This is a genomic window from Streptomyces sp. NPDC043996 (assembly GCF_056435225.1).
Map to the genome: position 1 here is coordinate 257,085 of NZ_JBWKEY010000011.1, position 22,387 is coordinate 279,471.

Genomic DNA, 22,387 nt, shown 5'->3' on the forward strand with positions numbered 1-22,387 from the left:
ACCGCTCCACGCGGCATCGAAAGGAAGGAACCACCATGACCGATCTCGCCACCAAGTGGAACGTGGACGAGAACCGCTTCTGGCTGCACGGCCGAGCGCCGCGGGAGATCGTGCAGTTCGACGAGCCGACAGGACTGTGGAACGTCCACGGTCACGCCGAGGTCCTCGCGATACTCGAGGATCCGACGACGTTCTCCTCCAACACCGCGCGGGTGTACGCCGCCGACACCGATGTGGACTTCGGCGACGCGTTCGTGGGCAACCCGGCCCAGATGGACCCGCCGCTCCACGGCAAGCTGCGCAAGCTGGTCAGCCGCGCCTTCACGCCGAGGACGGTCGCCGATCTGGAGCCGCGGATCGCCGCCCTCACGCACGAACTCCTCGACGAGGTCGCGGGCCGCGACCGGGTCGAGATCGTGTCGGCCCTCGCCTACCCCCTGCCGGTGATCGTGATCGCCGAGCTCCTGGGGGTGCCCGCCGAGGACCGGGGCCTGTTCAAGGGCTGGATCGACAAGATCTACGACAGCGAGCAGGAGGTGTCCCTCAACCCCACCGAGGAGCAGAAGCGCGAACTCCAGGAGGCCCTCGCGCTCTCCAAGAAGCTGCAGGACTACCTGCACGACCGCGCGGAGGAACGCAGGCGCGCGCCCCGCGAGGACCTGCTGACCAAACTCGTCGAGGCCGAGGTCGACGGGCAGCGCCTCAGCGCCACCGAGGTCGCCAACTTCGGCACCACGCTGCTGTTCGGCGGGCACGTCACCACCACGATGCTGCTCGGCAACACGCTCCTGTGCCTCGACGCGGAACCGGACGCCCAGGCGCGCGTGCGCGCCGACCGCTCGCTCCTGCCGAAGGTCATCGAGGAGTCGCTGCGCTACCTGTCGCCGTTCTCGGCCCTGTACCGGGTCACCACGACCGAGGTGGAGATCGGCGGCCACCGGATACCCAAGGACAAGGTGGTCGCGGTGCGCCTCGGCGCCGCCAACCGCGACGAGCGCGTCTTCGCGAACCCGCACGCCTTCGACCCGGCCCGCGCCGCCAACCCGCACCTGGGCTTCGGCCGCGGCATCCACTTCTGCGTCGGCGCGCCCCTGGCCCGCCTGGAGGGCCGCATCGTCCTCGACATCCTCCTCGACCGCTTCCCCGCCCTGCGCGCGGACCCCGACAACCCGCCCACGTTCCTGCCGTCGGCGGACCTGACGGGGGTGAAGACCCTGACCCTGCTCAACCACTGAGCCGCCGCGAGCGCGCCCGGAGCGGCAACCGCCGCTCCGGGCGCGCTCGCGCGCTGTCACGAGGCGTTCGCCAAGCCGCCGATCTCGGGCAGCGGGCGGAGCATGCCGGCCGTGACGGCGGGGACGGGCACGGTGTACAGGCCCGAGGCCTCCCAGGCGCGCAGGGTTGCGTAGTCGCGCTCCACGGCCGCCCGGTCGGGGCCCGTCAGATAGAGGTAACCGGGCGACGTCGCCAGATCCCTGGTGGGACGCAGGCGCTCGCCCGGCCGCACGAGGGGCACCAAGGTGTCCGCCGTGGGCAGCGCCGACACCAGCCGCTCCCAGTGCGCCGAGCGCACGACACCGTCAGCCTGGTTGATCAGCGAGACATAGCGGACGTGACCGGGCCAGCGCAGCGTCGGCTCGTAGCCGCGCGGAGTGCCCGAGCCGAGGATCAGGTCGGCGAGCAGGCCCGCGTGCGACGCGCCGGTGTGCCGGGCGGTGACCTGCGGCAGGACACCGCCGCCGAGGCGGGCCCCGGCCTCGATCAGGACCGGGCCGCGCGCGGTGAGCATGACCTCGGTGTGCGCCGCGCCCTGGCGCACGCCGAGCGCGGTGAGCGCCGCGCGCACATAGGTGTGCAGGGCCCGGGTCCGCGGGTCCGCGGGGTCGATCGGCTCCTCGTAGTCGTACACGGGAAAGCGGCCCCAGACGGTGCGCTTGGTGTACTGCCATGACTCGGTGACCGAGTGGACGCCGTCCTCCGAGAGGGTGTTGACGTAGAACTCGTCTCCCGTGAGGCGTTCTTGGACCAGGGCGCGCCGGTTGGCGTCGCCGAAGAAGTTCGGCGAGGTGAGGACCGTACGGCAGGCGTCGGCGGCCTCGGTGGCGTCGCGGCAGAACCAGACGTTGTCCGAGGCGGAGCTGTCGACGGGCTTCACGACGACCTCGGTGAACCCCTGCTCCTCGCACCACCGCACCGCCTCGTCGGGCGACTCGACCACCGTGTCGGCGGCGGCGGCGAGTCCGGCCCGCCGCAGCGCGGCCGACATCAGGGGCTTGCTGCGGCGAAGGGCGCTGCTCAGCGGGGGGTTGCCCGGCAGGCCGAGCGCGCTCGCGAGGTTCTCGGCGAGCAGCACCCCGGTCTCGGCGCCCGCCACGACCCGGCGCACCCGCAGGGCGCGCAGCGTGGCGACCAGGCGGGCGAAGTCGTCGATGTAGCCGAAGTCCTTCTCGTACAGGCGGGGCGCGAAGGACGCGGTGACGGTCCTCGGCAGGCGGGGGCGGCTGCGGATGTGGAAGCACTCGGCTCCCCGGTCATGCAGTTCCCGCGTCAGATGTCGGCCGGACAGATACCCGTCGACGATGGCGATGCGCATGGTGGTGGTGTCTTTCCCCGTGGTGTTCTCGAAGCCGCCGCGGCCGCGGCGGTGGTCTGACGGCTGGTCTAGTGCCGTCAGCTGGCCCGGCCGAACGTCTGCGCCTCGTGGGCGGCGTACGCGACCAGGAGCGGTTCGATGACCGCGGCGGGCGGCAGCAGCCGACGGTCGTCGGCGTTGGCGTACCGCCACAGCCAGGGCAGCATCCACGGGGCTAGATCGGGCGGCGTGGCGTCGCGGATCTCGGCCTCGGCCGCGGCGTACCGGGCGGCGCTCACCTGGCGCAGGATGACGGGGAAGAGGCGCTGCTCCTCGGCGGCGATGTGCTCGATGAGCAGATCGCGCTGCTCGGCCAGGAGCGCGGCGAGCCGCCGCGCGTGGCGGGACGGGTCCTCGGCGAACTGCGTGGCGGCCTCGTCAGCGGCGTCCTGGAGCCGGTCGAGGGCCTCGTGTTCCCCGATGTAGTCCGAGAGGTCGACGCCCTCGCCCGCCGCGGCCGCGATCACGGGCCATAGCAGGTCGTCCTCGTTGCGGTGGTGGTGGCGTACGACGTCGTTGTACCGGTGGATGTACGTGGCGACGGCGCCCGCCCGGACCGACGGCATCGTCGACGCGTCGGCGCCGGACAGGAGCGCGGCGAGGCGCGCGATGTCGACCAGGATGGCGCGGTGGACCAGGCGCATGCCGGTGAGGTCGGGCAGGTCGGGCAGGACGGGCAGGGACGACGCCGTGTCGGCCGACGGCGGAATGGCGCTTCTCATCATGCCGTTCACAGTGCGGTGCCGTGATCAATGCCGGATCAACGAACGATCAACGGTCAACTAACGGTCAACGCTCTGTCCGGTCACGTGGCAGGCGCTGCACCGTCGACCCCAGCTGCTTCAGCCCCTCCACGGTGGTCAGGGACTCACCGGTGGCATCGGCCACCCGCATGAACGGCGACACGGCCGCGAGATCGGGTTGCCGGGAGCCTAGCGCCCGGTACACCCGAGCGACGAAACGGCCGAAGGACGCGGGGCTGTCGGGATCCGCGGCGTCGCCCGCGTAGCGCGCGGCCGTGGCGACCGTGTGCTCGGCCTCTTCGGGCCGGTCCGTCGCCCAGAGCACCACCGCGAGCAGGATGCCGGACATGTAGTGGCGCATGGCGGTGCCGGTCTCGGCGGCGCAGTCAAGGGCGGCACGGAGGTCGGCCTCCGCCGCGTCGTAGCGCGCGGCGAGGAAGGCCAGCCAGGCGCGGGTGTGCAGGGTGCGCGCCCGGAAGTCGAGGTCCTGTTGCTCCAGGGCCATGTCGGCGGCGACGCCGGTGATCCTGATGGTCTCCAGGTAGTGCGCCCGGCCCATGAAGTGCCCGCTGACCGCGGTGACGGTGAGCAGATCGATGGCCTTGCGCAGCGCGTGCGGACCGCACAGCAGCAGCTGCGCCACCGTCGAGGTCAGCAGGGCGTGCTCGGCGCCGAACCACTCCCGTATCTCCTCGATGTCCGTGAAGCCCGCACCCGAGTACGGCACGAGGCGCGGCCACGCGGACGGCGGCTCGGCGGCCGCGGCGGTTCGCGCGGCCCGCATCACCGTCTCGAGGAGCAGGTCTCCCACGCGCAGCACCGCCTCGTTCCGCTCCGCCGTGCTCTCGGTGTCCTCGGCGCGTTGACGGGCGTACAGGCGCAGCAGGTCGTGGAAGCGGTAGCGGTCAGGTGTGGGCGACTCGAGCATGCCGGCGTCCACCAGCGTCTCGGCCAGGCGCTCCGCGGCGCGTTCGTCGGTGTCCAGCAAGGCGGCCGCGACGGTCAGCGGGAAGTCCGGCGCGTCGCAGAGCGCGAGCAGCCGGAACGCGCGGGCGGCGTCGGCGGGCAGCGCCTCATAGCCGAGGCGGAAGGCCGGGGCGACCGCCAGGTCGCCGACGCGGAGCTCGTCGAGCCGGGCGCGTTCGTCGCGCAGCCGCCGGTCGAGCGAGGAGATGGTGCGGCCGGGGCGGCTCGCGAGCCGGGACGCCGCGATCCGCACGGCGAGCGGGAGCCGCCCACAGGCCGCCACCAGCGAACGCGCGGCCTCGGGCTCGACGGCGACGCGCCCGGGGCCGACGATCGAGGTGAAAAGGGCGAGCGCCTCGGACTCGGGCGGCACGTCGAGGTCGAAGCGGCGTGCGCCGGGGATCGCCAGGTCACGGGCGCGGCTGGTCACCAGGACGGCGCACCCGGAGGTCCCCGGAAGGAGCGTGCGGATCTGCTCGGCGTCGCGGGCGTTGTCGAGGACGAGCAGCGCGCGCCGGTCCGCCAGGAGCGTGCGGTAGAGCGCGGCCCGTCGCTCCAGGTCGAGCGGGATCTGGTCGGACGGCGTGCCGAGGGCCGCCAGGAAGTCGGCGAGGACACTGGCCGGGTCGGCGGGGGAACTGTCCGCCCCGAGGTCCACGTGGAGCCGCCCGTCGGGAAACGCGTCACCGAGCGTGTGCGCGACGTGGACGGCGACGGTGGTCTTGCCCACGCCCGCCGTGCCGCTGAGCGTGCACACCGTGACCGCGTGGCCGGGGCCCGCGCTGCCGCTGACCAGCGCGGCGCGGATCGCGTCGACCGTCGCGGCGCGCCCGGTGAAGTCGGGCACGGCGGCGGGCAGCTGCTGAGGCAGCGGCTGGCCCGCGGGCGCGGGCCGGGGAGCGCTGGAGACCGCCGCCCTGCTGGGCGTCGCCGTGGGGGCGGGCGGCATGAGCCCGGGATCCCCGGCGAGGATTCTCCGCTGGAGCGTGGTGAGCGCCGCCGAGGGCTCGACTTGGAGTTCGCTCCGCAGCGCGCGGCGCGCGGCGCCGTGGACGGCGAGCGCCTCGGCTTGGCGCCCGCACCGGTACAGGGCCAGCATGAGCAGTTCGCTCAGGCGCTCGCGCAGCGGGAACTCCCTGACCATGGCCTGTAGATCCGGCAGGACCGTGGTGTGCATCCCCAGGTCGAGCGCGTGCCCGAACAGCGCCTCGCGCGCCGTGGCGCGCACTTCCTCAAGCCGGTTCCGCTCGCGCTCCGCCCAGGGCCCCGGCACCCCGACGAGCGGGCTTCCCCGCCATCGCGCCAGCGCCGCGACGAGGCGGTCGTGCACGATGCGGGTGCCGCCGCTCCGGTCGGCCACCTCCCGCTCGAAGAGCACGGAGTCGACCTCGACGCCCGCCGCCCGCAACGCGTAACCGCCCGGCACGGACGGCAGCACCGCACTGCTGTCCCCGGGACGCCGCCCCGGATCGAAGGCGGTCCTGAGCCGCGAGATGTACGTGAGCACCGCGCGGTGTTCCGACCGCGGCGGGTTCTCCCCCCACAGACCGTCGACCAACTCGTCCCTCGAAACCGTCCGGCCCTCGCGCAGCAGCAGCATGGCGAGAACCGCCTGCTGCTGCGGGGAACCGACGTTGAGCGGCTCGTCACCGGCCTGCCCACTGACGGGCCCAAGCAGCCGAAAACAGAGCTTCCCCCGCTGATCGTGCACCGAACTTCCCTGCCGCCCCGTTCCACGACCTCGGCTGTGTCATGCCGAGGTGCCTTCTTGGACCCTAGAACACGGAAGGTTGATCGAGGAATGCGGCTCGCGCGGGGGCGGCGGACGCGAAGGAGTGCAGAGCACGGCAGGGGAAGCCCTCAAGACCGCCCACCCGGGGTGCGCGTGCGGCGGCGCTGGGTGCCGAGTGGGCTGTCTCGTGGTCAGTCCAGCCAGCCTCGCGGGACGTTCCTGTAGGTGCCGTGGTTCTTGGCGCGGTCATCGAAAGTGATCTTGTTGCCGTCGGCGTAGTCGATGACCACCAGCCGGTTCTCGTTGAAGAGGCGGACGTCGTTGCCGACGGTGTGCACGGCGTCGAAGTCGCCGGAGAAGTCCGCGGGCAGGTGCGAGAAGGTTCCGTGCCCGGTCGAGGGGCCGTTGCACGCCACCACCCTGCGCCGTGCCGGACTGGTGCGCACCACCCGGTACCGCAACACGGCACTGCACACCCTTACCGCTCTTGGCGCCGCGCTCCTTGAGTCGCCGCGATCTGGTGGACCATGCGTCGCATGATGGGCAGGGGCAGCCCCGGGTGTCGGGCCGCTGTCTGTGCGGTGTCGGGGTCGCGCAGCAGCCGGGACAACGTCTGTGTGGGCAGTGCGGGGTGGTGGGCGGCGATGTCGCGGATGTGGTCGTTCGGGTCGTCGAGCAGGCGCACCGCCGCCGCGGGAGCCAGCCGTGGGTCGGACGCGGCCCGGTACCGTACGGATGGATCGCTGTCCCGGCTGAACGTCTCCACCAGTTCCGCGGTCGACTCCGGGTCGTCCAGGGCCAGTTGACGCATCCTCGGGTCCGGGTCGCCGGCGTGGCGGAGCAGGCCGCGGCGGGGGAAGTTGGGGTGGCCGCGAGGGCGGTCGGGGGTGCTGAGGCTGCCGGACCACCACTGCCAGACCCGCAGCAGCATGTCGGCGGGTGCGTCGTCGCAGGACTCCGCGAGGAAGAGCTGGACGACGCGGTCGTCGTCCTGGGCGAGGAGCGCGACGACGTCGGGCGGCAGGTGCCGGGCGCGGGCGACGCTCCTGCGGACCAGGGGGTGGGCGGAGGCGGCCAGGCGGCGCATGGCGGCGGAGTCCTCGTGCAGGGCCACGACCCAGTCGAGCGCGTGGTGGTGGACGCGCGGGTCGAAGTCGATGTCGATCTCCGCGCGCTGTTCCTCGGTGAGGTCGGCGCGCGTGGCCACCACGGAGCGGACGCGTTCCTCGGGGTCCAGGGCGAGCAGTGCGACCAGGTCCGGATCCAGGTGCGGATTGTCCGCGAGAAGGCGGCGCTGGGCGGGTTCGCCGTGGCGGGCCAGGTGCTCGGCGAGGCCGCGTTCCAGGCGGCAGGTCTCCAGCGCGCGGTCGGTGAGGTCTTCGGTGTCGAAGACCGACCGGGGCAGCGGGTGCTCTTGGTGGTGGTGGAACAGCGCCACGGCGCGCACCGTGCCGGAGGGGTCGGAGAGGAGCGCGCGCCGGACGCTGTCGCCCGCCTGCGGCCACAGTCTCGGGCAGGCACTGGCTCGTACTGAGGGATCGTCGTCGGCGGCCAGCGCGGTCAGCAACGACACCGGGAGCTGGTGCAGGCGCGTGGCCTCCGCGCGGACGCGGGCGGAAGGGTCGGCGGCGAGCCGCTGGTGGGCGGTGTCGGTGAGCCCGGCGCGCCGGTCCGCCGCGAGCATGGTCAGGACCCAGCGGTTCCGGTCCTCCCGCTCTCCCAGGACCAGGCGCTCCCACTGCTCGGCAGTGATGCGGGGCTGGTATTCGGCCAGCAACTGCCTGACCAGCCAGTCGGGGTGGACGAGGGCCGCCTCGATGGCCGCGTCCGGAAGGGGACGCAACAGGGCGTGATCTGACAGGCCCACGAGACGGGCGCGTACGTCCTCGGGGGCGGCCGGGTTGAAGGCGAGGCCGTCCGCCCACCGCTCACGCGCCCTCCGCGAAGGACCCGGCTCCTGGAACAGCGCTTCCCATGCGGCTGCCCGCTCCCGCGGACTCTCCTGGACGGCCGCCCACGCGGCCGCCTCCTGCCGCTCCGGCAGGCGGTCCACGGCGATGAGCCGCACCTCGCCCCCGTCCCCGGTGCCTACCAGCACCGCGGCGTCCCCGCTCACCGCGAGCGTGGCGAACTCCGGCCGCCCGGACCGTGCGCTCAGCAGCGCGGTCACGTCCCACTGGTCGGCCAGCCGCACCCGCGTCCAGCGCCGCGCGGCGCGGTCCGCCCCGTCCTCGGCGCTGTCCTCCTCCTCGGCGATATCGATGAGGAAGCCGCCGTCCCTGTCGAAGATCTGACACTCGGTCGCGAGCCGGTGCCACCGCGCGTTGATCTCGGCGACCAGGTCGCGCTCGTCGGCCCGTACGATCACGGCCGACGTGATGTCGGCCGCGGCGGCCAGACGCCACACGGCACCCGGCGCCAGCGTCCCCGCGGCTCGCGCGTCGTCCACGATCGCCAGCCCGGCACGTCGCAGCAGCGGTATGAACCCGTCTGTCCCACCCGTCATGAGGGTTCATCCTGCCTGATGCGGGGCGGTGCTCGCTGTGCTGGGTGCGGAGGATGGTGTACGTGACGGGCCGGGCTCAGGCCGCGCGGGTGAAGTGCTCGGCCTGGCGGGCGGTGAGCTCGGTGCGGTCCGCTGCCAGACGGGCCTCGGCGGCCTCGCGGCCGAGCGTCCGCCGGGTCTTCACGGCCTTCAGCGCCTGCCGTACGAGACCCTGGCGGGCGGCCTCCTGGGCGAGCTCGGCGGCGCGGAACTGGTGGAGTTCGTAGTCGAACATTTCGGGTCCCCCTGGAGTGTTGGTGTCTCGCTCTCTGCGATGACTCCACTTTCGTTTCCCAGGGGGGTGCGGCACATCGGGAAGGTTCCGCATCTTGCGGGGGCGGGGCACCTTAGGCGGGGTGGGGTGCCTTACCCGGCGACGGCCTCGGAGAGCCGCGCCAGCTCCTCCGCGCTCAGCGTCAGCTCCGTCGCCCCGGCCGAGTCGGTGATGGAGGCGGGGCGGCTGGCTCCGGGGACCGGGATCACCGCGGGGGAGCGGGCGAGCAGCCAGGCCAGGGCGACCTGCTGCGGGCTGACGCCGTGCTCGGCCGCGACGCGGTGGAAGGCCGTGCCGATGGAGGCGGGTCCTGAGGGGCCGTCGAGGGAGCTGCGGGAGATGCCGCCGAGAGGACTCCAGGGCAGGAAGGCAAGACCCAGCTGGGTGCTCAGCCGCAGCTCGGGCTCGGAGTCGCGGACGGCGGGCGAGTACTGGTTCTGTACGGAGACGAGCCCGGCGCCGAGGATCTGGTGGGCCTGGCGGATCTGGTCGCTGGTGACGTTGGAGATTCCCGCGGCGCGGATCGTGCCGGCGTCGAGCAGGTCCCGCAGCGCGCCGACGGACTCCGCCCAGGGCACGGCCGGGTCCGGCTTGTGCAGCTGGTACAGGCCGATCGCGGCCACGCCCAGCCGCTTGGCGGAGGCTTCGGCGGCCCGCTTGAGGTGGGCGGGGGTGGCGTCGACGGTCCAGCCGCCGTCGCCGGGACGGCCGCGGCCGCCCTTGGTGGCCACCAGGACGCCGGACGTGTCGCCACCGTAGCGGGCCAGGGCGCGGGCGATCAGGAGCTCGTTGTGGCCCGCCTCGTCGGCGTACCAGTGGTAGCTGTCGGCGGTGTCGATGAGCGTGACACCGGCGTCGAGCGCGGCGTGCACGGTGGCGATGGCCCGCGTCTCGTCCGGGCGGTGCTCGATGGACAGCGGCATGGCGCCCAGGCCGATGGCGCTGACGGCGGTGTCGGCGATGGTGCGGTACTGCATGAAGGCTCGGCTCCTCAGACGGCGGACGACGGCTCGGCGGACGACGGTTCGGTGGGCGATGGCTTGGTGGATGACGGTTCGGTGGACGATGGCTTGGCGGACGACGGCTCGGCGGACGACGGCCTGGTCGATGACGGTTCGGTGGACGACGGCCTGGTCGATGACGGTTCGGTGGACAGGGCCTCGGCGACGGCGCCGGGCAGCCAGTCGATGGTCCGGGAGAAGGAGAAACCCCACTCCTTCGCGCGGGCGTTGCTCATGGCGTAGTGGCGGTCGAAGGAGAACGCCGAAGCCGCCCCACCCACGGGAACGGTCCGGTAGACGGGCTCCTGGCCCACCCGCGCGGCCACGACCGCGGCGAGGCCCCGCACATCGAGCGGTCCGTCGGAGCAGGCGTTGAGCGGACCCGTGAAGTCGGCCGTGGCCGCCCACAGCAGCAGGTCCGCCAGCTCCTCGTAGTGGATGAAGACCGTGGGCAGCGGCTTCGCGTGCACGGCGATCTCCTCGCCCTCGGCGATGCGCTCGGTGTAGTACGCGAGGCGGCCGGTGAACTCCCGCGTTCCGCCGCCGAGTACATGGGCGCTGCGCACACTGGCGAACGCGAAGCGGCCCGCGCGGGTGAAGAGGGACTCCGCCTGGCGCTTGCCCTCGGCGTAGTGCGCCTGAAGGTACGCGTCGTCGTGCCACGGCAGGTCCAGGGCCACCGTCCAGGCGGCGGGGTCCACGCACTCCTCTGGCACCGGCGTACCCACCGGCACCCTCGGCAGCGCGGCGGTCGCCGGGTCGTAGACCTCGATCGTGGAGGTCATGACGTATCGCCGGGTGCGGCCGTCGAAGGCGCGGGCGGCGATCGCCGCCTGCACGGGGGTGTAGCAGACCTGATCGACCACGACGTCAAAGGTGCGGGAGCCGAGTGCGGCGGTGAGGGCGGCTTCGTCATCGCGGTCGACGACGAGGTGCTCGACACCCGCGGGCGGCCGGATCGAGCCGCGGTTGATCACCGTGACCTGGTGGCCGACCGCCCGCAGGCGCTCCACCAGGAGTTTCCCGAAGTACCGGCTTCCGCCGATGACGCAGATCTCTTGCATGCCCCCAGCCTGGAGACCTACCGTCCGCAGCGGAAGTCATGACTTACTGGGTACGTATGAAGGAAAACTGTTGATCGATGTGCAGCGGCTTCGTGTCCTGCGGGCGGTGGCGGAACACGGCAGCTTCAACCGGGCGGCCGCGGCGCTGCGCCTGACTCCTTCGGCCGTCTCCCAGCAGGTGGCCGCCCTGGAGCGCGGCCTCGGCGCCCAGGTCGTCGCCCGCAGCACCCGCGGCGTCACCCTCACCCAGGCCGGTCAGATCATGGTCGGTGCCGCCGAATCCGTCGCCGCGGAACTCGAGTACGCGCGCCAGCGGGTGGACCAACTCAGCACGGGGCGCCTCCAGCTCACCGTCGCCACCTTCACCAGCGGCGGCAGACTCCTGCTGCCCGCCGCGCTCACCCGGCTCATGGCGGCCCACCCCCACACCGTGCTCCACGTCAGGGAAGGCGAACCCGAGGACACCCTGCCGCTCGTCCGCCAGGGCGCCGTGGACCTCGCGCTCGCCTACCACTTCGACGGCCCCCTGCCCATGGGGCCGGGCCCAAGCCCCAGCCTGGAGTGGACACCGCTCCTGGAAGACCCCCTGCACGTCGTCCTGCCCCGGCGGCACCGGCTCGCCGCGAGCGACGCGCTCGACCTCGCCGAACTGGCGGCCGAACCCTGGGTGCTCGGCTGTCTGAAGACCGAGGCGTACCTGCGCCGCTACGCCGCGCGGGCGGGATTCGACCCCGAAGTGCGCGGGACCACCACCGACTACTTCTTCGCCCGCTCGCTGGTCGCCGCGGGCATGGGGATCTCCCTGATCCCCTCCATCGCCCTCACCCCGGACATCCCCGGCCTGCGCACCGTCCCGGTCAAGCCGCCGGGGCCGATCCGGCACATCGGCGTCGCCGCGACCGACCGCGGCGACCGCCCCCACGTCACCACGCTCATCCAAGCCCTCCGCGAGGAGGCCGCGCGGCAGCACCTGGGGCGTTGATCCCGCCCGGAGCGGCCGGTTCCCACCTCGCGGCCTCGCTCGTGGCGACGCCCGGCCCCCGTCACAGGGGCCGGGCACCATGGAATCAGTAGGCTTCGAGACCGAACCGGAAGCCGTCGGGGTCGTAGCCGTTGGCGTCGATCGCGTACGGGCTCCTGCCGCCGTGCTGGTGGGCCCACGGCGTGTACTGCCGTACGCCGTAGAGCCCGTTGTCGAACGCCTCGACGGACAGCCGGAAGTTGTTCAGCCGGTAGGTCCCGGGCCACTCGCGGACGTCGAGGAAGACCCGGTAGCCGTCGGGATCGTGCCCGTTGGCGTCCGTGACGAGGTCCGTCTGGCCGCCGCCCTGACTGGCCCAGGGCGTGTAATGGACCGGCCCTTCCTCGGCGTTGTTGTCGTTGGCCTGCGCCCCGATGCGGAAGTCCAGGTCCCGCAAGGTCCTGAACGGTGTCATGTCCAGATTGATGGACATCGCGTCCGGGTCGTAGTAGTTGCTGTCACCGGCCCACGGCGAGGCGCTGTTCTCGAAGTTGGCGTAGTTGGTGAACCGTTCGACCCCGAAGCCGGATCTGCCCGCGTCATCGGCCAGCTGGACGCCGACCCGGAAGTCACGGAAGGCCACCGCCCGCGCCTCCGCGGTCGTCAGCGAGCTCCCTGCCATCGCCAGCGCGGCCACCGCGGCACCGAACGACCACCAGCGTTTGGTCTTGCTGATCACATGTCCCCCTGTCTGTACGGCAGTACGTCCTCCGCGTGCGTGGCGCATCCACGCACGCGGCGCGCGGCTTCTCCCGGCGTGCGCCGGGAGGAACCGGCGCACGATCGACGTACCGATGGACGGCGAGCCACTCCCCCGAGCGGTGCCGAACGACACGGTCGAGACGGCATCAAGGCCCGCTGGTCGACAAATATCCCTCGCACCCCAACAGCCGGGAATCCCGAGAACTCGGGGGTTGACCTGTGCCACGCTGCTCGCATGACCGCGGGCGTTGAGTCGATCCGCCGCACCGCGACGGCGGCAGCCGCAGAGGCCGGCACCGTGCCCGAACTGGGCGACCTGGTCTCGGGCCTGGTCGGGCGCGTCCTCCCGCACGACGGACACATCCTGTTCGGGATGGATCCCGTCACCCGCGCCGGCTGCTTCGGCAGCGCGAACAACTGCTACTCCGCGCGGGCGCTGCGCCGGATCGTCAGCGACACCGCGCGCGCCGACAGCGGGCGCGCCGACAGCGGGCGCGAGCACACCGGTGTTGTCCGCGTGCTCACTCACGGGATGTCCGACCCCCGGCACAGCGCCCAGCTGCGCATCATGCGGGACGAGGGATTCGCCAGCGAGCTACGCGTCGAGCTCACTGACGGCGGCCGGACCTGGGGCACGCTGATCCTGCTGCGTGAACGAGGCCGCACACCCTTCTCACCCGCCGACACCGCACACGCCGCGAACCTGTCCCAGCCGCTCGCCGGCCTGCTCAGGCGCTTCGTCGCCGCCACCCCGCTCGGGTCGGCGCGCAGCGATCTCCCACCCGGCCTGATCGTTCTCGGCCCCGACAACGGCATCACAGCGATCACTCCGAGCGGACGTGAAGCCGTGCGCTCCCTGACGCACGACCGAACCCACGGCGGTGAGGAAATCCTCGACCCCGTGTGGGACATCGCCCAACGGGCCCGCCAGACCGGCGGGCCCGTGGTGTGCCGGGGCCTCGCCGCTCGGGGCTGGGTCGCCATGCACGCCCAGCCTCTGGGGGAGCCAGCGGACGGCGAGGTGGCGGTCACCATCCAACCGGCCCGTGCCGAGGTGCTCCTTCCCGCCATCGCCGCCTGGTACGGCATCACCCCTCGAGAACGGGCAGTCGTCGAACGCGCGCTGGAAGGTCTCTCCGTCAAACAGATCGCCCGCCGCTTGGACGTGTCCGCGCACACCGTCAACGACCACTTCAAGGCCGTCTACCGCAAAACGCGGGTCACCAGCCGCGCTGAACTCATCGCGAGCCTCACCTACTGAGCGCCGTCGGCCCGGGGGAGTCCGCCTCGGCCCCGTGAAGCCCCGCCCCAGCCCGTAGTGCGTACGCACCAGGACACCTGAAGCGCTGGTCCAGGCGCACCAGACGAAGACGGGGGCGGGGAACGATGCCCGGCCGGACGCCGGGAGGAAGGGTGGTTGACGCGTGGATCTCACGCGTCTCCCCCTGTGCCTCACGGCGTCTGGAGTGATCGACAAGTGGCCATATTCCTGTACCGGATCGGACGGTGGGCCTTCCGGCGGCGTCGGCTCGTGGGAGGTGCCTGGCTGGGCGCCCTGCTGCTGGCCATGGTCGCCGCGGCCGTGGCACCGGCGGCGGAGGACGAGGGCCTCTCCATGCCCGGCACCGAGTCGCAGCAGGCGTTCGACCTCCTTGACGAGCGCTTCCCGCAGGGCAACTCCCAAGGCGCCGAGGCCCGCTTGGTGTTCCAGGCCCCGGACGGACAGCGGGTGACGGCCGGGGAGAACAAGGCAGCCGTCAAGGACGCGCTCGGCCTGCTGGACCGGGGCGGTCAGGTCGCCTCGACCGCCGACCCCTACGAGACCGGCGCCATCAGCGAGGACGGCACCATCGCCTACTCCACGATCACCTACACCGCGGACGCCGTCGATCTGACCGCGTCGACGAAGAGCGCCCTCGAAGGCGCCGCGAGCCAGGGCCGGGACACGGGCCTGACCGTGGAGATCGGTGGCTCGGCGCTGGAAGCGGAAGAAGCACCGGGCGGTACGACGGAGATCGTCGGCGTGGTCGTGGCGGCAGTGGTGCTCGTCGTCACCCTCGGGTCGCTGGTCGCGGCCGGACTGTCGCTGCTGACCGCCTTCGTGGGCGTGGCCATCGCCTTCGGCCTGGTCTCCGCGCTGGCCGTGCCGCTGGGCCTGACGTCCACCGTGGCCATCCTGGCGCTGATGCTGGGGCTCGCGGTCGGCATCGACTACGCGCTCTTCATCACCTCGCGCTACCGCGACGAGCGCGCCCGGGGCAGCGAACCGGAGGAGGCCGCGGGGCGGGCCGTCGGCACGGCGGGCTCCGCCGTCGTCTTCGCCGGAGCGACCGTCTTCATCGCCCTGGTCGGCCTCGGGGTCGTCGGAATCCCCGAACTCACCAAGATGGGCCTGGGCGGCGCGGGCGCCGTGGCCCTCGCCGTACTCGTCGCGCTGACCCTCGTCCCCGCGCTGTTCGGCTCCTTCGGCGAGCGGGTGCTGTCCCGCGCCGTCCGCAAGGCCGCCCGTCCCGGAAGCCCGCACCCGGAGGCCGCCGAGACCGGACGGCCCGGGCTCGGCACCCGGTGGGCACGGTTCGTGCTGCGCCGCCCCGTGGCCGTCCTGATGATCGCCGGACTCGGCCTCGGCGCCGTCGCCCTGCCGACCCTGAGCCTCGAACTCGGCCTGCCCGGAGACGAGTCCAAGTCGGTCGAGACCACCCAGCGCCGCGCCTACGACCTGCTGTCAGAGGGCTTCGGCCCCGGCTTCAACGGCCCGCTGACCGTGGTCGTGGACACCTCGGACTCCGGGGACACCCGCTCCACCACGGACCGGGTCGCCAAGACCGTACGGGCCGTGGACGGCGTCGCGTCGGTCGGTGATCCGGTGCTCAGCCGGACCAAGGACACGGCCGTCCTCACCGTCGTACCGCGGACCGCGCCGAACAGCGGCGAGACGAAAGACCTGGTGCAGGCGCTCCGGGGCGCGGCCTCCGGCATCGAGGCCGACACGGGCGCGGGCGTCCTGGTGACCGGCAAGACCGCGATGAACATCGACATCTCCGAAGCCATGTCCGACGCCCTCATCCCCTATCTGACCGTGGTCATCGGCCTGGCGGTGCTCCTGCTGACGGTCGTCTTCCGCTCGGTCCTCGTCCCGGTCAAGGCCGCGCTCGGCTTCCTGCTGTCAGTGGGCGCCGCCTTCGGCGTCCTCGTCGCCGTCTTCCAGTGGGGCTGGGCGGCGGACGTCATCGGCATCGAGCAGACCGGTCCCGTCATGTCGCTGATGCCGATCCTCGTCATCGGCATCGTCTTCGGCCTCGCCATGGACTACGAGGTCTTCCTCCTCACCCGGATGCGAGAGGCCTACGTCCACGGCGCGTCCCCGGGCGAGGCCATCGTCAGCGGGTTCCGGCACAGCGGACGCGTGGTGGCCGCGGCGGCGGTCATCATGGTCAGCGTCTTCGCCGGATTCATCGGGATGAGCAACCCGACCATCCAGACGATGGGCGTCGGCCTCGCCGCCGCCGTCGCCTTCGACGCCTTCGTGGTGCGGATGGCGATCGTGCCCGCGGTCCTCGCGCTGCTCGGCCACCGGGCCTGGTGGCTGCCCCGTATCCTGAACCGTGTGCTGCCGAACGTGGACATCGAGGGCGAGAGGCTGAGCACGCGCGTCCCGGCCCCCGCGACCGCGCCGGAAGCCGCGGTGCCGTTCCCCGCCGGCCGGCACCGGTCCTGAGCCGGTCATGACGCACACGGAGGGCGGCGGCCCGCGACCACGCGGCGCGCGATGGCGGGAGGCGGCGGTCGTGGCGACGGCGTTCTCGCTCTGCCTGCTCGGCGGCGTGCTGAAGGAGGACAACAGCGCGCCAACGCCGCCGTCCTTCGCCGCCTACGTCATCGCCGTGGTGTCCAGCGCCGCGCTGCTGGCGCGGCACCGGGCGCCCCTGGCCGCCATGGCGGTCACGACCGCGTGCGGCATGCTCGTGCCGCCCCTGGGCCTCCTGCTCAGCCCGCTCATCGTGGCCCCCGCCGTGATCACCGCGTACTCCTACGCGCTCACCATGCGCAGCGAACGGCGCGTGGCGACCGCGGTGTCGCTCGTCTCCGGGGCGCTGCTCCTCGCCGCCACCCCCCTGTTCGGGGCCCTCTCCTGGAAGGACGCCAGCAGGGTGGGGGCGGTGGCGGCGTTCCCGCTGGTGGCCGGGGTGCTCGGCCGCTCGGTGCGGAACCGGCGGGCCTATCTGGCGGCCGTGGAGGAGCGCGCGCTGCGGGCCGAGGAGAGCCGGGACAGCGAGGCGCGCCGGAGGGTCGCCGAGGAACGCGTGCGCATCGCCCGGGAACTGCACGACCTGGTGGCCCATCAGATCACCCTGGCCAACGCGCAGGCCACGGTGGCCGCCCACCTCTTCGACACCCGCCCGGAACAGACCCGCAAAAGCCTCAAGGAGCTGGTCGAGACCACCAGCGACGCGCTCGACGACCTGCGGGCCACCGTCGGACTGCTGCGTCAGTCCGGGGACGCGGCCGCCTCCGCCGAACCGGCGCCCGGCCTCTCCCAACTGCCCACGCTCCTGGAGTCCTTCCGCCGCGCGGGCCTGGAGGTGACGGTACGTCAGGAGGGCGTGGCCAGGCCGCTGCCGCCGGGGGTGGACCTCACCGCCTACCGCATCGTCCAAGAGGCGCTGACCAACGTGACCAAGCACGCCGGTACCGGAAGCGCCCGGGTGCGCCTGGCCTGGCACCGCGACCGCGTCACCCTCACCGTCGCCGACGACGGACGGGGCGCCCGGACGACGCCGACCTCAGCCTCAGCCGAGGCGCCGGGCGCAGTCGCGGCGGGGGACCGCCCGCCCGGTTACGGTCTCATCGGGATGCGTGAACGCGCCACGGCGGTCGGGGGACACCTCTCCGCGGGCAGGCGCCCGGAGGGCGGCTTCCTCGTCTCCACCCAACTGCCGCTGCCGCCCGCCAAGGACACGACGCGCATGACTGACGGAGCCACGACCATCGAGGGACGCATGCCGGACGAAGCGAAGGACGACGGGAGTACGGGCGACCGCGAGGCCGGGGGCGCGCCATGACCCTCCGCGTGCTGCTCGCCGACGACCAGGCCCTGCTGCGCGGCGCCTTCCGGCTGCTGCTCGACTCCGCCGACGACATCACCGTGGTCGGCGAGGCCGCCGACGGCAGGGAAGCGGTGCGACTCACGCGGGAGCTGCACCCGGACGTGGTGATCATGGACATCCGCATGCCCGAGGTGGACGGCCTCACCGCCACGTCACAGATCTGCGCGGACCCGGAACTGCGGGCCAGCCGCATCCTGATCCTCACCACGTACGAGACCGACGAATACGTCGCCCAGGCGCTGCGCGCGGGCGCCGGCGGGTTCATCGGCAAGGGCATCGGCGCCGAGGACCTCCTTGACGCCGTACGCACGATCGCCGACGGCGACACGCTCCTTTCCCCGGCCGCCACGCGCTCCCTGGTCGCCCGATTCCTGGCCACGCCGGAAGGCGCCCCGCCGGACCGCTCCGCGCAGCTCGCCGTGCTCACCCCGCGCGAACGCGAGATGGTGGCGCTGGTCGCGACCGGCCTGTCCAACCAGGAGATCGCCGAGCGGATGTTCCTCAGCCCCTTCACCGTCCGCGCCCATGTGCAGCGCGCCATGACGAAGCTGGAGGCCCGCGACCGGGCGCAACTCGTCGTCATCGCCTACCGGACGGGCCTCGCCCACGCCGCCCCCGACGGCGGCGCCGACCGCTGACGCCACCCACCGGTGGGCCCGGCTGGCCGACGCCGCCCGTCCTGCGGCCGCCGTGTCAGGTCACGGCATCGGGGCGAACGCGGGCAGCGCGAGGGCGGAGTGGGCCGGTCGCGGTGTCGCGGCGGGCATGGTGGTGAGGCCGCGCAGCATGGCGTTGCGCTGCTCCAGGGCCCGCGCCGTGGTGGGGAAGAGCGCGGCCTCGCCCTTGTCGACCAGTGCCTGGTTCATGGTGACGAACCCGCGGACGCTGCCTTCGTAGGCGGCGAAGGCCGTGGTGTGGTCCCGGTGCGTGGTGAGGGCGTCGGCGAGCATGTAGGCACCGGCGAGGGCGAGGCTCGAGCCTTGTCCGGTGAGGAACGAGGGCGCGTACGCGGCGTCGCCGACGAGCGCGACGCGGCCGCTTGACCAGCGGGGCATGCGGATCTGACCGACCGTGTCGAAGAACAGGTCGTCCGCGACGCACATGGCGCTGACCATGTTCGGGACCTCCCAGCCCGCGCCCGTGAAGACCGTGGCGACCAGGTCCCGTTGGGCGTCGGGGTCGCGGAGGGCGTACAGCGGCGGTTCTGGCCGGTGGAAGTTCAGGAAGGCGTGCAGTTCGTCGGTGTCCTCGACGGCGTAGAGCACCGCGGCCCTCCCCGGGGTGTTCCACATCATCAGCTCGTGGGAGAGCCCGAAGGTGTTCGGCATGGTGAAGATGGCGAAGCAGTGGCCGAGGTAGTGGTGGAACCGCTCTTCGGGGCCGAACACGGACTCCCGGGTGCGGGAGTGCATGCCGTCGGCGCCGACGACCAGGTCGAACGTGCGCTGTCGCCCACCGCGGAACGTGACGTCGACCTCTTGTCCGGACTGGTCGAGGGTGTCGATGGAGTCGCCGAAGAGGAACTCCACGTCGTCGCGCACGAGCGCGTAGAGGGTCGCGGCCAGATCCCCGCGGCGCACCTCCAGGTCCTGTCCCTCGGCGCGGTCGGCGGCGCCGCGCTCGTAGATCGAGGCCACCGTGCTGCCGTCGGCGTTGAGGAAGGTGGAGCGACGCGTGCCGACGTGCGCGTCCCGCAGCCGCGGCAGTATCCCCATGCGCCGGACCACCTCCGTCGCGGTACCGCGGATGTCGATCGGGTAGCCGCCGTCGCGCAGCGCGCCCGCCTTCTCCACCACGGTGACCGCGTATCCGGACCGGTGCAGCCAGTAGGCAAGGGCGGGTCCGGCGATGCTGGCCCCCGAGATCAGAATCCTGCGCCTTTCGTTCGTGCGCGTAATCGGCCACGGACTGGTGGGTGTGCGTGTCATGTCCGGGTTCCCTTCTTCGTGATGCGGACGACGAGCAGTGACAGGGCGGCGATGAGCCCGGCGATGGCGAAGCCGGTGGCGAAGGCCGACTCGGTGGGCTGGCCCGTCGTCGCGTCGGCCCCGGCGTCGAGGATCGCGCCGCCGGTCTGGACGCCCAGGGCGACGCCGATCACGCGGGTCACCACGAGCAGGCTGGTGGCGATGCCGGTGTCCTTGGCGTCGACGGCGGTGGCGGCGCGGATGAGCAGCGCCGTGGCGGCGATGCCCGCGGCGATCGCGGTGAGCGCCTTCGCGAGGACGAGCTGCCATGCCGCGCTGTGCAGCGACACCAGGGCGATCGTCGTGGCCGCCGTGACGACGGCGCCCACGACGAGCACGGTCCGCAGACCGAAACGCCGCGCCGCGACCCCGCCGACCGAGTCGCTCACCGCCCCGGCGATGGCGCCGGGCAGCAGGGCGAGGCCGATGTCGGTGGTGCTGAGCCCGAAGCCGTACCCGTCGGCAGAGAGCGCCAACAGCTGCGGGAGCAGGAAGGTCACCATCCCGAGACTGGCGGTGATGACGAGGGTCAGTACGCATGAGTGCCACATCGCGGGCTTCGCCAGCATGCGCAGATCGATCATGGGCGAGGCCGCCCGGCGCTCGACGGCGACCCAGCCGGTCGCGAGCGCGGCCACGGTCACCACGAGGGCGGCGACCGCGAGGGGCGAAAGGCCGGCGCCCGTCACCCGCACGAGCCCGAGCATGAACGTCAGCAAGGTGCCGCTCAGGAGCAGCATGCCGGGCCAGTCGATCCGGTGATCCGACGAGACCGGTGGATCATGTGGCATCAGCCGCGCCACGACCAGCGTCGTCGCGATGACCGCGAGCGTCGGCAGCGCGAACATCCAGTGCCAGGAAAGACCTTCCGCGAGCGGCCCGGCGATCAGCGTCCCCACCATGCCGCCGCCCGTGAACAGCGCCATGACGAGGCCGATCGCCACCTGTGACGCTCGTGCGGGGAGATGTTCGCGCACCAGGATGAAGGTGAGGGGCAGCGCACCCACCATGACGCCCTGCAAGACCTGCCCCAGCAACAACACCGGTAGGTTGGGCGCGAGGCTGGCCAGCAGACCACCGGCCGACACCACGGCCATCAGCCAGACCAGCACCCGCTTTCCACCGTAGCGGTCGCCGAGTTTGCCCGCTACGGGTGCGACGACCGCGCCGGTGACGAGCAAGGTGTTGCCGATCAGCGCCCCTTCGGCCGGGCTGACCCCCAACTCACGTTGCAGCTGCGGGAGGGCGGGGTCCACCACGGACTGCAGGGTGCCGAGAGCGAGTGCCAGGACGCCGAGGGCACCGATCGACAGCCTTCCGACGCGGACCGGGGACACCACGGCGACGGGCGGGGCCGTGCCGTTCACCGTGGGCGGTGAGCATGGACGGGGGCCTGCCCGGCCGGGCGGGGAAACATAGCCATCTGTTGATCACTCCAGACGCCGTGCGGCACAGGGGGAGACGCGTGAGATCCACGCGTCTTCCACCCTTCCTCCCGGCGTCCGGCCGGGCATCGTTCCCCGCCCCCGTCTTCTCCTGGTGCGCCTGGACCAGCACTTCAGGTGTCCTGGTGCCTACGCACTACGGGCCGACGCGGGCCGGGAGCCCGGCCCCCGCGCCCCCGCGTCAGCGTCGCTGCGCCCGCTCGTACACCTTCTTGGCCGTGGCCCGCAGCACCTCTCCGTACATCTTGGTCGGTGTCAGCGAGTCCAGTGAGCTGTTGACCGAGACCAGGACGCCCTTGCCCGTGGTGGCGTCGAAGTCGGCCAGCCACGGGCCGCCGCTGGAGCCGCCGGACATGTCACAGGGGATGAACTGCTGGCCGTGCTCCTTCTTCGCCGTACCCACGCAGCGCAGGAGCCGCTCGCCTCGCTGCGGGCGGGTTGCGGAGTAGCCGAAGGAGGAGATGGCGCCGCCGACCGGGCGGTTGAAGGCGATGGCCTGACCGCCCACGACGTCGGTGAGCTTCTTGCCGCTCTTGTCGGCGTCGACGGTCAGCGCGGACACGTCGTTGGTGGAGTCCGTCTCCCAGCTGCGCGGGGACGCGACGGTACGGACCGCGAACGCGCCGTACGGTGTCTTGCCGTTGTGGTAAGCGGGTGCGAACACCATCGTGGTGTTGGTGTTGTAGGGCGAGGAGCCTCGGCGCACGCAGTGGGCGGCGGTCATCACCGCGGAGCGGTTGGCGCTCTTCACGGCGGTGGCCGTGCACCAGGTGTCGGCGCCGCCCGCGTTGACGAAGAAGAGCCGGCCCACCGTCTTGAGGGTGGTGCCCCGCCACGGCTTGGCCTTCGGCCCGGTCGGCCCGAGGTCCACGGACTTCCCGACGGCTGCTATCCGCGCGGGCGTCCAGTAGGCGAGCGCGTCCCGGCGTTCCTTGGCGGTGTACGTCATGACGGAGACCGGGTCGGCCGAGGCGGCCCCGGCCTGCTCGACCGCGGCCATCGCCGGGACCGGGGCGGCGAGGGCGAGGGCCGTGGTGACCACGGCGAGCCCTGCGGCCCGGTGCCGAAGGGTCCGGCTCGTGGACGTGGATGTCTCGGGCATGACGGATGTCTCCTCGACTGATGCGGTGGTGAACGGGCGGTCCGCCCGCGCTGCGAGAGATAAGAGGGGCGAACCGGCTGTGCGG

18 protein-coding genes are annotated in these 22,387 nt (G+C 72.5%); 6 read left to right on the top strand and 12 right to left on the bottom strand.

All coding sequences use genetic code 11. The features are described from left to right. Nucleotides 1-35 precede the first annotated feature (35 nt). A complete protein-coding gene (locus AC07A4_RS28010; protein WP_478603526.1) occupies nucleotides 36-1,235 on the top strand; it encodes a cytochrome P450 in 1,200 nt (399 codons plus the stop codon). Nucleotides 1,236-1,291: 56 nt separating this feature from the next. On the opposite strand, the gene AC07A4_RS28015 is transcribed toward AC07A4_RS28010, so the two are convergent. The 8 genes from AC07A4_RS28015 to AC07A4_RS28050 all read right to left on the bottom strand — a co-directional run bounded on the left by AC07A4_RS28015 (nucleotide 1,292) and on the right by AC07A4_RS28050 (nucleotide 10,957). After that, complete coding sequence (locus AC07A4_RS28015) at nucleotides 1,292-2,593, bottom strand: ATP-grasp domain-containing protein (RefSeq protein ID WP_478603529.1); 1,302 nt, start codon at nucleotides 2,591-2,593, stop codon at nucleotides 1,292-1,294. 77 nt (nucleotides 2,594-2,670) lie between these two features. After that, complete coding sequence (locus AC07A4_RS28020) at nucleotides 2,671-3,357, bottom strand: hemerythrin domain-containing protein (protein WP_478603531.1); 687 nt, start codon at nucleotides 3,355-3,357, stop codon at nucleotides 2,671-2,673. 64 nt (nucleotides 3,358-3,421) lie between these two features. Further along, on the bottom strand, nucleotides 3,422-6,052 hold the full coding sequence (locus AC07A4_RS28025; protein ID WP_478603533.1) for an AfsR/SARP family transcriptional regulator: 2,631 nt from the start codon (nucleotides 6,050-6,052) through the stop codon (nucleotides 3,422-3,424). A 212-nt stretch (nucleotides 6,053-6,264) separates the two neighbouring features. Beyond that, a complete protein-coding gene (locus AC07A4_RS28030; RefSeq protein ID WP_478603535.1) occupies nucleotides 6,265-6,537 on the bottom strand; it encodes a hypothetical protein in 273 nt (90 codons plus the stop codon). 14 nt (nucleotides 6,538-6,551) lie between these two features. Further along, the gene (locus AC07A4_RS28035; protein ID WP_478603537.1) at nucleotides 6,552-8,579 is read right to left on the bottom strand and encodes a PE-PGRS family protein; all 2,028 of its coding nucleotides are present in this window, start codon (nucleotides 8,577-8,579) and stop codon (nucleotides 6,552-6,554) included. 76 nt (nucleotides 8,580-8,655) lie between these two features. After that, nucleotides 8,656-8,853 (bottom strand): hypothetical protein, encoded by a 198-nt coding sequence (locus AC07A4_RS28040; protein ID WP_478603540.1) that lies wholly within the window; start codon nucleotides 8,851-8,853, stop codon nucleotides 8,656-8,658. 131 nt (nucleotides 8,854-8,984) lie between these two features. Beyond that, nucleotides 8,985-9,869, bottom strand: coding sequence for an aldo/keto reductase (locus AC07A4_RS28045; RefSeq protein ID WP_478603542.1), 885 nt, complete (start codon nucleotides 9,867-9,869; stop codon nucleotides 8,985-8,987). Between the two features lie 14 nt (nucleotides 9,870-9,883). Beyond that, complete coding sequence (locus AC07A4_RS28050) at nucleotides 9,884-10,957, bottom strand: NAD-dependent epimerase/dehydratase family protein (RefSeq protein WP_478603545.1); 1,074 nt, start codon at nucleotides 10,955-10,957, stop codon at nucleotides 9,884-9,886. Between the two features lie 70 nt (nucleotides 10,958-11,027). Here AC07A4_RS28050 and AC07A4_RS28055 point away from each other — a divergent pair, with 70 nt between their 5' ends. After that, entirely contained in the window at nucleotides 11,028-11,939 is a 912-nt protein-coding gene (locus AC07A4_RS28055) for a LysR family transcriptional regulator (protein ID WP_478603548.1), read from the top strand. Nucleotides 11,940-12,024: 85 nt separating this feature from the next. On the opposite strand, the gene AC07A4_RS28060 is transcribed toward AC07A4_RS28055, so the two are convergent. Beyond that, on the bottom strand, nucleotides 12,025-12,657 hold the full coding sequence (locus AC07A4_RS28060; RefSeq protein WP_478603550.1) for a hypothetical protein: 633 nt from the start codon (nucleotides 12,655-12,657) through the stop codon (nucleotides 12,025-12,027). Nucleotides 12,658-12,915: 258 nt separating this feature from the next. On the opposite strand from AC07A4_RS28060, the gene AC07A4_RS28065 reads away from it, so the two are divergent. The 4 genes from AC07A4_RS28065 (at nucleotide 12,916) to AC07A4_RS28080 (ending at nucleotide 18,426) form a co-directional block, all read left to right on the top strand. Continuing rightward, nucleotides 12,916-13,941: a LuxR C-terminal-related transcriptional regulator gene (locus AC07A4_RS28065; RefSeq protein ID WP_478603552.1), complete on the top strand. Its 1,026-nt coding sequence runs from the start codon at nucleotides 12,916-12,918 to the stop codon at nucleotides 13,939-13,941. A gap of 216 nt (nucleotides 13,942-14,157) precedes the next feature. Further along, entirely contained in the window at nucleotides 14,158-16,398 is a 2,241-nt protein-coding gene (locus AC07A4_RS28070) for an MMPL family transporter (RefSeq protein ID WP_478603555.1), read from the top strand. A 7-nt stretch (nucleotides 16,399-16,405) separates the two neighbouring features. Continuing rightward, complete coding sequence (locus AC07A4_RS28075) at nucleotides 16,406-17,743, top strand: sensor histidine kinase (RefSeq protein WP_478603557.1); 1,338 nt, start codon at nucleotides 16,406-16,408, stop codon at nucleotides 17,741-17,743. Beyond that, on the top strand, nucleotides 17,740-18,426 hold the full coding sequence (locus AC07A4_RS28080; RefSeq protein WP_478603560.1) for a response regulator transcription factor: 687 nt from the start codon (nucleotides 17,740-17,742) through the stop codon (nucleotides 18,424-18,426). Before AC07A4_RS28075 ends, AC07A4_RS28080 begins: the two co-directional genes overlap by 4 nt. A 60-nt stretch (nucleotides 18,427-18,486) precedes the next feature. Here the strand turns inward: AC07A4_RS28080 and AC07A4_RS28085 are convergent, their stop codons facing one another. The 3 genes from AC07A4_RS28085 to AC07A4_RS28095 all read right to left on the bottom strand — a co-directional run bounded on the left by AC07A4_RS28085 (nucleotide 18,487) and on the right by AC07A4_RS28095 (nucleotide 22,302). Continuing rightward, nucleotides 18,487-19,716 (bottom strand): FAD-dependent monooxygenase, encoded by a 1,230-nt coding sequence (locus AC07A4_RS28085; protein ID WP_478603563.1) that lies wholly within the window; start codon nucleotides 19,714-19,716, stop codon nucleotides 18,487-18,489. After that, nucleotides 19,713-21,122, bottom strand: a complete 1,410-nt coding sequence (locus AC07A4_RS28090) for an MFS transporter (protein WP_478603566.1) — start codon at nucleotides 21,120-21,122, stop codon at nucleotides 19,713-19,715. Before AC07A4_RS28090 ends, AC07A4_RS28085 begins: the two co-directional genes overlap by 4 nt. A gap of 259 nt (nucleotides 21,123-21,381) precedes the next feature. Beyond that, nucleotides 21,382-22,302: a trypsin-like serine peptidase gene (locus AC07A4_RS28095; protein ID WP_478603568.1), complete on the bottom strand. Its 921-nt coding sequence runs from the start codon at nucleotides 22,300-22,302 to the stop codon at nucleotides 21,382-21,384. Nucleotides 22,303-22,387: the final 85 nt, after the last annotated feature.

Excerpts from the sequence above, each read along its gene's own strand:
- AC07A4_RS28085 (WP_478603563.1), bottom strand. The coding sequence starts at position 19,716 with ATGACACGCACACCCACCAGTCCGTGGCCGATTACGCGCACGAACGAA.
- AC07A4_RS28010 (WP_478603526.1), top strand. The coding sequence starts at position 36 with ATGACCGATCTCGCCACCAAGTGGAACGTGGACGAGAACCGCTTCTGG.
- AC07A4_RS28095 (WP_478603568.1), bottom strand. The coding sequence starts at position 22,302 with ATGCCCGAGACATCCACGTCCACGAGCCGGACCCTTCGGCACCGGGCC.
- AC07A4_RS28035 (WP_478603537.1), bottom strand. The coding sequence starts at position 8,579 with ATGACGGGTGGGACAGACGGGTTCATACCGCTGCTGCGACGTGCCGGG.
- AC07A4_RS28020 (WP_478603531.1), bottom strand. The coding sequence starts at position 3,357 with ATGATGAGAAGCGCCATTCCGCCGTCGGCCGACACGGCGTCGTCCCTG.
- AC07A4_RS28045 (WP_478603542.1), bottom strand. The coding sequence starts at position 9,869 with ATGCAGTACCGCACCATCGCCGACACCGCCGTCAGCGCCATCGGCCTG.
- AC07A4_RS28015 (WP_478603529.1), bottom strand. The coding sequence starts at position 2,593 with ATGCGCATCGCCATCGTCGACGGGTATCTGTCCGGCCGACATCTGACG.
- AC07A4_RS28040 (WP_478603540.1), bottom strand. The coding sequence starts at position 8,853 with ATGTTCGACTACGAACTCCACCAGTTCCGCGCCGCCGAGCTCGCCCAG.
- AC07A4_RS28075 (WP_478603557.1), top strand. The coding sequence starts at position 16,406 with ATGACGCACACGGAGGGCGGCGGCCCGCGACCACGCGGCGCGCGATGG.
- AC07A4_RS28050 (WP_478603545.1), bottom strand. The coding sequence starts at position 10,957 with ATGCAAGAGATCTGCGTCATCGGCGGAAGCCGGTACTTCGGGAAACTC.
- AC07A4_RS28065 (WP_478603552.1), top strand. The coding sequence starts at position 12,916 with ATGACCGCGGGCGTTGAGTCGATCCGCCGCACCGCGACGGCGGCAGCC.
- AC07A4_RS28080 (WP_478603560.1), top strand. The coding sequence starts at position 17,740 with ATGACCCTCCGCGTGCTGCTCGCCGACGACCAGGCCCTGCTGCGCGGC.